Genomic DNA, 7332 nt, shown 5'->3' on the forward strand with positions numbered 1-7332 from the left:
GAGCTCCCTACTGGTTTGAGTCTCGGCGGAACGGGAAGCCGAGCGCCCGCAGCAGCGCGCGCCCGGCGGCGTCGGTGGTGGCGGTCGTCACGAGGGTGATGTCCATGCCTCGCACCGTGTCGATCTTGTCGTAGTCGATCTCGGGGAAGATCAGCTGCTCAGTCACTCCGAACGTGTAATTGCCGCGCCCGTCGAAGGAGTCCGCGTTCATCCCGCGGAAGTCCCGGATGCGCGGGATGGCGAGGCTGACGAGCCGGTCGTAGAACTCCCACATGCGGTCGCCGCGGAGCGTCACCTTGGCTCCGATGGCGTTCCCGGCCCGCAACTTGAAGCCGGCGATGGACTTCTTCGCCTTCGTCACCAGCGGCTTCTGGCCCGTGATCACGGTCAGGTCCGTGACCGCGCCGTCGAGGAGTGAGGCCTGCTGGGTGGCCCGACCCACACCGCAGTTGATGACGATCTTCGCCAGCCGCGGCACCTCCATGACGTTGCTCATGCCGAGCTCACGGAGCAGCTGTGGGCGCAGCTCCTCGTCGTACCGAGCCTTGAGGCGCGGCGCCTGTCGAATGGCGCTCATCACAGATCCCGTCCGCACTTCTTGCACACGCGGCGCTTCGATCCCTCGTCGTCGAACCGGTAGCCGATCCGAGTGGGGCCACAGGCGGAGCAGACGATCGCCACGTTCGACGCGTCGATCGGCATGTCCTTGTCGATGATGCCGCCCTGCATGGTCGCCCGGGTGGAGCGCTGGTGCTTCTTGGCGACGTTGATCCCGTCGACGATGACCATGTTCCGGTCCGGCAGCACGCGCGTGATCGCGCCCTGCTTGCCGACGTCCTTGCCCGACAGCACCAGCACCTGGTCGCCCTTCTTGAGCCGCATCTTGGTTCGGGACGGCATCACAGAACCTCCGGCGCGAGGGAGACGATCCGCATGAACCGACGGTCCCGGAGCTCACGGCCCACGGGGCCGAAGATTCGCGTGCCACGCGGCTGGAGCTGGTCGTTGATCAGGACGGCCGCGTTCTCGTCGAATCGGATGTAGCTGCCATCGGCACGGCGGCGCTCCTTCTTGGTCCGGACGACGACGCACTTGACGATCTCGCCCTTCTTCACCGTCGCGCCGGGCACGGCGTCCTTCACGGTGGCCACGAAGATGTCGCCGATGCCGGCATACCGGCGCCGAGTGCCCCCGAGCACCTTGATGCACAGCACCTCGCGCGCGCCGGAGTTGTCGGCCACCTTGAGGCGGGATTCCTGTTGGATCACCGCGCCCGCTCCAACACCTCGACGACCCGCCAGCGCTTGCTCCGTGAGAGCGGGCGGGTTTCGGTCAGCCGGACGCGGTCGCCCTCGCGCGCGTCGTTGGACTCGTCGTGCGCGTACAGCTTCCGGGTGCGCTGCACCGTCTTCCCGTAGCGACCGTGGCGCACCCGGTCCGTGACCGCGACGACGACCGTCTTGTCCATCTTCGAGGACACCACGAGACCCTCGCGGACCTTCCGGGGGTTGGGGCGAGGCGGTACGTCGGGCTGGCTCATGCCTGGTTCTCCTTCAACGCCTCGGCCGCGACGATCTCACGCTCTCGCAGCAGGGTCTCGCAGCGCGCGATGTCCTTGCGCACATCGCCGACTCGGGTGGAGTTCTCGAGCTGGCCGGTGGCGTTCTGGAAGCGCAGGTTGAACAGCTCCTCCCGGAACTCGCGAAGCCGGTTCGCCAGCTCGGCGTCGTTGAGCTCCCGGAGCTCGGCGGCCTTCATCACGCCTCCTCCTGGCGGACGACGAAGCGGGTCTTGATCGGGAGCTTGTGCATGGCGAGGCGCATGGCGTCACGGGCGGTCTGCTCCGGGACGCCGGCGAGCTCGAACATGACCCGGCCCGGCTTCACGACCGCGACCCAGTGCTCCGGGTTGCCCTTGCCGGAGCCCATCCGGGTCTCGGCGGGCTTCTGGGTCACCGGCTTGTCCGGGAAGATGTTGATCCAGACCTTCCCGCCGCGCTTGATGTAGCGGGTCATCGCGATGCGGGCCGCCTCGATCTGGCGGTTGGTGATCCATCCGGCCTCGAGCGCCTGAATGCCGTAGTCGCCGAAGTTGACGCGCGTTCCACCCTTGGCCGTTCCGGTGCGGCGGCCGCGCTGCACCTTCCGGTGGCGGACCTTGCGTGGCATCAACATGCTGGGACCTCAGGGCTTCCGCGTCATTCGTCGTCGGAATGGAATTTCGGCGCTTCGTGGTGCTGGCGCGTACGACGCTCGATCTCCTCTTCCTCGGCGAGGAGCCGCTCGAGCTCGGGGTCGGCCTCTTTGACGAGAGGGGTCGCCTCGTCGGGTCCGACCTCGGCCGTCGCCTCGACGGGGACCTCGACCGTCTCGTCACGCCGACGGCGTCCGCCACCGGCGCTGATCACCCGTCGGCGCGGCGCCGCCTCGCCACCGGCGGTCTCGCCGACCGCCATCGCCGCCTCGCGGCTGATCTTGTCGTCGGCCGCCGACCGGTACGGGAGGATCTCGCCCTTGTAGATCCAGACCTTCACGCCGATGCGACCGAACGTGGTGCGCGCCTCAGCCTGGCCGTAGTCGAGGTCGGCCCGGAGCGTGTGGAGCGGCACCCGGCCCTCCCGGTACCACTCCTTTCGGGACATCTCCGCGCCGCCGAGGCGGCCCCCGCACTGGACTCGGATCCCCTGGGCGCCCGCCTTCATGGCGGTCTGGACCGCCCGCTTCATGGCCCGACGGAACGAGACCCGCCCGGCCAGCTGGTCGGCGACCCCCTGGGCGATGAGGGTGGCGTCGAGCTCGGGCTGCTTGATCTCCTGGATGTTGAACTGGATCTTCGGGTTACCGGTGATCTTGTAGAGACCCTGGCGGAGCCGGTCGGCCTCCGCGCCTCGCCGGCCGATGACGATCCCGGGACGGGCCGTGTACACGTCGACGCGGAGCCGGTCGCGGGTGCGCTCGATCTCCACCCGGCTCACGGCGGCGTGCGGCAGCTGGCGGCGGAGATAGTCCCGGATCCGCCAGTCCTCGATGAGGCTGTCCGTGTACTCCTTGTGGTCGGCGAACCACCGGGACTTCCAGTCGGTGGTGATTCCGAGGCGGAACCCGTACGGGTTGACCTTCTGGCCCATCAGTCCTCGTCCTTCGGCTTGTTCGGACGCCGCTTCCGGGGCGTCGCCTGCTTGGCCGGCTCGCCGGCCTTCTTCGTGGTGCCCGTGGCCTTCTTGGCCGTCGTCTTCTTGGCCGTCGTCTTCCTCGCCGTCGTCTGCTTAGCCGTCGGCTTCCTCGCCGTGGTCGCGGCCGGGGCGGCCGCCGCGGGTGCGGCCGTGTCGGCCTCGGGCGTTGCCGCGGCGGCGTCGCCGCTCGCGGCCTCGAGCTCCTCCTCCGGGGCGGCTTCGAGCTCCTCGGGCGGCGGGGCGGCCGGGCGGCGCCGGGCGGGCCGACGTGCCCGCCGACCGCTGGCGGCGTCAGCCCGGCGGCGACGTTCGAGGTCCTCGCCGGCGAAGCGGGACAGCACGATCGTGATGTGGCTGGTCCGCTTCCGGATTCGAACCCCTCGCCCGCGGGCGCGGGGACGCCACCGCTTCAGTGTTGGCCCCTCGTCGGCGTGGGCGCGAGCGACGAAGAGCTCCTCCTCGGGGATCTGGTCGTTGTGCTCGGCGTTGGCCACCGCGGAGTCGAGCAGCTTGACGACGTCGCGAGCCGCCGCCCGCTCGCAGAAGCGGAGCGTGTCGCGAGCCGTCTCGACGTCCTGGCCGCGGATCAGCTCGAGCACCTGCCGCATCTTCGGCGGAGAGGTGCGCACGTACCGCAGTCGGGCGGTCGTGGACCGCGTGTCGGTGTCGGCCACGGCTACCGGGGCCTCCCGCTGCGCTCCTGGCCGGCGTGGTACCGGAACGTCCGGGTGGGCGCGAACTCCCCGAGCTTGTGACCCACCATCGCCTCGCTGATGTAGACGGGGACGTGCTTGCGCCCGTCGTGCACGGCGATGGTGTGACCGACCATCTCGGGGGTGATCGTGGATCGTCGGGACCAGGTCTTGATGACCTTGCGGTCGCCGGCCGAGTTCATCGCGTCGACCTTCTTGGCGAGGTGCAGGTCGACGAAGGGGCCCTTCTTCAGGCTGCGCGGCACGGTGCCTCCTCCTGCCTACCGGCGGGCGCCGCGGCTGCGGCGGCGGCGCACGATCAGCTGGTCCGACTTCTTGCCCTTGCGGCGGGTCCGCCCCTCGGGCTTGCCCCACGGCGAGACCGGGTGTCGACCCCCGGAGCTCTTGCCCTCACCGCCGCCGAGCGGGTGGTCGACGGGGTTCATGGCGACCCCGCGGGTGTGCGGCCGCTTGCCCCGCCACCGGTTCCGGCCCGCCTTGCCGAGCTTCACGAGGGTCGCCTCGGCGTTCCCGACGGCGCCGACGGTGCCCCGGCAGTCGATGGGGACCCGCCGCATCTCGGTGGACGGGAGCCGCAGGGTGGCGAAATCGCCTTCCTTGGCCACGAGCTGGATGGCAGCGCCGGCGCCGCGACCGAGCTTGGCGCCGGCGCCCGGCTTCAGCTCGACGTTGTGGACGGTGGTGCCGACGGGGATGAACCGCAGCGGCATCGCGTTGCCGGGGCGGATCTCGGCGCCGCGGCCGCTCTCGAGGAGGTCGCCGACGGCCACGTGGGCGGGGGCGACGATGTAGCGCTTCTCGCCGTCGCGGTAGTGGAGCAGCGCGATGCGGGCGTTGCGGTTGGGGTCGTACTCGATGGCCGCGACCTTGGCCGGGACACCGTCCTTGTCGCGTTTGAAGTCGATGACGCGGTACTTCTGCTTGTGACCGCCTCCCCGGTGTCGGGCGGTCATCCGTCCGGCGGCGTTGCGACCCCCGGTCTTGCGCTTCGGGCGCGTCAGCGACTTCTGGGGACGGTCGCGGGTGACCTCGGCGAAGTCGGAGACGGTCTGGAACCTGCGTCCCGGGCTGGTGGGCTTGCGCTTGCGGATCGGCACGTCAGCCCCCGAAGATCTCGATCTGGTCGCCCGGAGCGAGGGACACGACCGCCCGCTTCTGGGCCGAGCGGGTACCCCACGTCCCGGTGCGTCGGTTCTGCTTGCGCTTCCCCGACCGGTTCAGGGTGTTCACGTTGGTCACCGTCACGTTGAAGATCGCCTCGACGGCTCGCTTGATCTCGATCTTGTTGGCGTCGCCGGCGACGACGAACGTGTAGACGCCGGCGTCGTAGTGGGCGTACGCCTTCTCGGAGACCACGGGGCGGATGATGACGGTGCGCGGGTCCCGGCTCATGCCGGCTCGCTCTCCGGCTCGGGGGCCGCGGGCGCGAGCCTCGCCACGGCGGCGTCGAGGGTGGCCCGGCTGAACACCAGCCAGTCGTTGACGACGATGTCGTGCGCGTTCAGCTCTTCGGGCAGCACGATCTGGACCTGGTGCTTGAGATTGCGAAACGACCTCCAGACCGCGTCCTCGGACCGGTCGAGCACGAGGAGCACCCGCGGGGGCCGCTCGCCGGCCGGGCGGAGCCCGAGTCCGTCGAGCACCTCGAGGGCGCGGGCGGTCTTCGGCTCCTCGATCCCCCAGGCGTCGACCACCTTCACGCGGTGCTCGGCGGCCCGGTCGGACAACGCCGAGCGCAGGGCGAGCCGCACCATCTTCTTCGGCGTCCGCTGGGCGTAGTCCCGCGGCTTCGGCCCGTGCGCCACGCCGCCCCCTCGCCACTGGGGGGCCCGGATGGAGCCCTGGCGCGCCCGCCCGGTCCCCTTCTGGCGCCACGGCTTGGCCCCCCCGCCGGAAACCTCCGAGCGGGTCTTCGTGGCGTGGGTGCCAGCCCGGCGGTGCGCGAGCTGGGCCGTGACCACCTGGTGGAGGACAGCAACGTTCGGGACGATCCCGAAGAGCGACTCGGGCAGCTCGACGCTGCCGGCCTTCGCGCCCGACACCGAGGTGACGTCGAGGTTCATGTGCGCTCCGCCGGGACGGCGTCAGACCGGGGCGGCGATGCCGGCGGGCCCTTCACGGCGTTGCGGACGAAGACCAGGCCGCCGGCCGGGCCCGGCACCGACCCCTTCAGGAGCAGGAGGCCCCGCTCGGCGTCGCCCTCGACGACCTCGAGGTTGAGGGTCGTGACGCTGCGGTTCCCGTGCTGCCCGGGCATGCGCATGCCCTTGAAGACGCGGGCCGGGGTGGCGCAGGCCCCGATCGATCCCGGGGCCCGGTGCTTCTTGTGGGTGCCGTGGCTGGCGCCTTGGCCCTTGAAGTTGTGCCGCTGCATCACGCCGGTGAAGCCCTTGCCCTTGCTGATGCCGGTCACGTCGACGCGCTCCCCGGCCACGAAGATGTCGGCGGCCAGCACCTGCCCGACCTCGAAGGCGGAGAGGTCCTCGACCCGGAGCTCGGCGAGGTGACGGGCGGGCTCGGCGTTGGCGGCCTCGAGGTGCCCGAGGGCCGGCTTCGTGAGCCGGGCGGGCTTCGCGGTCCCGAAGGCGAGCTGGACCGCGGCGTAGCCGTCCCGCTCGGGGGTCTTCAGCTGCACGACGCGACAGGGCCCGGCCTGGATGACCGTCACCGGGATGACCCGGTTCTCGGCGTCCCAGACCTGGGTCATGCCGAGCTTGCGCCCGAGGATGCCCTTGCCGGCCATGGTCGTCGTGGTCCTTGCTCTGCTGGCGTCTTGATGCCCTCACGCGAACGCTCCCCCGGTCCGGGCGGGGGACGGCCGGTGCCGGCGGGAGCGTGCGGTTCGGTTGTGCCGCGCCGTTCCCAAGGGCGTGCGCGGACGTCGGTTGGCGAACTCGGTCAGGTGGGCGACGCCGGCGCCCGACGGGGCCGGCGGGCCGTCCACCTTACCTGACCGCCGGTTCGGCCAGCCAGGCGGGTCAGGCCTGCTGGATCTTGATCTCGATGTCGACGCCGGCCGGCAGGTCGAGGCGCTGGAGCGACTCGACCGTCTTGCTGGTCGGGTCGACGATGTCGAGGAGACGCTTGTGGATGCGCATCTCGAAGTGCTCGCGGGAGTCCTTGTCGACGTGGGGCGAGCGGATGACGGTGAAGCGTCGGATCTCGGTCGGGAGCGGGACCGGCCCTCGGACCTTGGCCTGGGTGCGGACCACGGTCTCGACGATCTTCTTCGTGGACTGGTCGATGATCTCGTGGTCGTACGCCTTGAGCCGGATCCGGATCTTCTGGCCCCTCGAGTCCGCCATCCGAGCTCCTCTACGTGGTGATGTTGGCGACGCGGCCGGCGCCGACGGTGCGGCCGCCTTCTCGGATGGCGAAGCGGAGCCCTTCTTCCATGGCGATCGGCGCGATGAGCTCGACGGTCATCTCGGTGTTGTCGCCGGGCAT

At 70.6% G+C, this 7332-nt stretch carries 14 protein-coding genes and 1 pseudogene; all 15 read right to left on the reverse strand.

All coding sequences use genetic code 11. The annotated features are described in order from the left end of the window. Positions 1-7 precede the first annotated feature (7 nt). Entirely contained in the window at positions 8-577 is a 570-nt protein-coding gene (rplE, locus tag VG869_15460) for a 50S ribosomal protein L5 (protein HEV3452582.1), read from the reverse strand. Next, the gene (rplX, locus tag VG869_15465) at positions 577-900 is read right to left on the reverse strand and encodes a 50S ribosomal protein L24 (protein ID HEV3452583.1); all 324 of its coding nucleotides are present in this window, start codon (positions 898-900) and stop codon (positions 577-579) included. The genes rplE and rplX overlap by 1 nt, the downstream gene beginning before the upstream one ends. Beyond that, positions 900-1268, reverse strand: coding sequence for a 50S ribosomal protein L14 (rplN, locus tag VG869_15470; protein ID HEV3452584.1), 369 nt, complete (start codon positions 1266-1268; stop codon positions 900-902). The genes rplX and rplN overlap by 1 nt, the downstream gene beginning before the upstream one ends. Next, positions 1265-1540: a 30S ribosomal protein S17 gene (gene rpsQ / locus VG869_15475; GenBank protein HEV3452585.1), complete on the reverse strand. Its 276-nt coding sequence runs from the start codon at positions 1538-1540 to the stop codon at positions 1265-1267. The genes rplN and rpsQ overlap by 4 nt, the downstream gene beginning before the upstream one ends. After that, positions 1537-1758, reverse strand: a complete 222-nt coding sequence (gene rpmC, locus VG869_15480) for a 50S ribosomal protein L29 (protein ID HEV3452586.1) — start codon at positions 1756-1758, stop codon at positions 1537-1539. Before rpmC ends, rpsQ begins: the two co-directional genes overlap by 4 nt. After that, a complete protein-coding gene (rplP, locus tag VG869_15485) occupies positions 1758-2174 on the reverse strand; it encodes a 50S ribosomal protein L16 (protein HEV3452587.1) in 417 nt (138 codons plus the stop codon). Before rplP ends, rpmC begins: the two co-directional genes overlap by 1 nt. A 332-nt stretch (positions 2175-2506) precedes the next feature. Beyond that, positions 2507-3127, reverse strand: a pseudogene (gene rpsC, locus VG869_15490) (30S ribosomal protein S3). Beyond that, positions 3127-3846, reverse strand: coding sequence for a 50S ribosomal protein L22 (rplV, locus tag VG869_15495; GenBank protein HEV3452588.1), 720 nt, complete (start codon positions 3844-3846; stop codon positions 3127-3129). Before rplV ends, rpsC begins: the two are co-directional and overlap by 1 nt. Before the next feature lie 2 nt (positions 3847-3848). Then, the gene (rpsS, locus tag VG869_15500) at positions 3849-4130 is read right to left on the reverse strand and encodes a 30S ribosomal protein S19 (GenBank protein ID HEV3452589.1); all 282 of its coding nucleotides are present in this window, start codon (positions 4128-4130) and stop codon (positions 3849-3851) included. A gap of 15 nt (positions 4131-4145) precedes the next feature. Beyond that, on the reverse strand, positions 4146-4982 hold the full coding sequence (gene rplB / locus VG869_15505) for a 50S ribosomal protein L2 (GenBank protein HEV3452590.1): 837 nt from the start codon (positions 4980-4982) through the stop codon (positions 4146-4148). Between the two features lies 1 nt (position 4983). Next, positions 4984-5277, reverse strand: coding sequence for a 50S ribosomal protein L23 (gene rplW, locus VG869_15510; GenBank protein HEV3452591.1), 294 nt, complete (start codon positions 5275-5277; stop codon positions 4984-4986). After that, a complete protein-coding gene (rplD, locus tag VG869_15515; protein ID HEV3452592.1) occupies positions 5274-5948 on the reverse strand; it encodes a 50S ribosomal protein L4 in 675 nt (224 codons plus the stop codon). Before rplD ends, rplW begins: the two co-directional genes overlap by 4 nt. Further along, positions 5945-6628: a 50S ribosomal protein L3 gene (rplC, locus tag VG869_15520; GenBank protein ID HEV3452593.1), complete on the reverse strand. Its 684-nt coding sequence runs from the start codon at positions 6626-6628 to the stop codon at positions 5945-5947. The genes rplD and rplC overlap by 4 nt, the downstream gene beginning before the upstream one ends. 235 nt (positions 6629-6863) lie before the next feature. Beyond that, positions 6864-7190, reverse strand: a complete 327-nt coding sequence (gene rpsJ / locus VG869_15525; GenBank protein ID HEV3452594.1) for a 30S ribosomal protein S10 — start codon at positions 7188-7190, stop codon at positions 6864-6866. Between the two features lie 10 nt (positions 7191-7200). Beyond that, positions 7201-7332, reverse strand: a 132-nt coding sequence (tuf, locus tag VG869_15530) for an elongation factor Tu (protein ID HEV3452595.1), incomplete at its 5' end; no start/stop codon positions are given.

The sequence above is a fragment of the Acidimicrobiia bacterium genome (genome assembly GCA_035948415.1).
Taxonomy (GTDB): Bacteria; Actinomycetota; Acidimicrobiia; order IMCC26256; family PALSA-555; genus PALSA-555.

Bases quoted from the DNA above. Each gene is read 5' to 3' on its own strand.
- rplP (HEV3452587.1), bottom strand. From the start codon at position 2,174: ATGTTGATGCCACGCAAGGTCCGCCACCGGAAGGTGCAGCGCGGCCGC.
- rpsJ (HEV3452594.1), bottom strand. From the start codon at position 7,190: ATGGCGGACTCGAGGGGCCAGAAGATCCGGATCCGGCTCAAGGCGTAC.
- rplC (HEV3452593.1), bottom strand. From the start codon at position 6,628: ATGGCCGGCAAGGGCATCCTCGGGCGCAAGCTCGGCATGACCCAGGTC.
- rpsQ (HEV3452585.1), bottom strand. From the start codon at position 1,540: ATGAGCCAGCCCGACGTACCGCCTCGCCCCAACCCCCGGAAGGTCCGC.
- rplX (HEV3452583.1), bottom strand. From the start codon at position 900: ATGCCGTCCCGAACCAAGATGCGGCTCAAGAAGGGCGACCAGGTGCTG.
- rplD (HEV3452592.1), bottom strand. From the start codon at position 5,948: ATGAACCTCGACGTCACCTCGGTGTCGGGCGCGAAGGCCGGCAGCGTC.
- rplE (HEV3452582.1), bottom strand. From the start codon at position 577: ATGAGCGCCATTCGACAGGCGCCGCGCCTCAAGGCTCGGTACGACGAG.
- rpmC (HEV3452586.1), bottom strand. From the start codon at position 1,758: ATGAAGGCCGCCGAGCTCCGGGAGCTCAACGACGCCGAGCTGGCGAAC.
- rplW (HEV3452591.1), bottom strand. From the start codon at position 5,277: ATGAGCCGGGACCCGCGCACCGTCATCATCCGCCCCGTGGTCTCCGAG.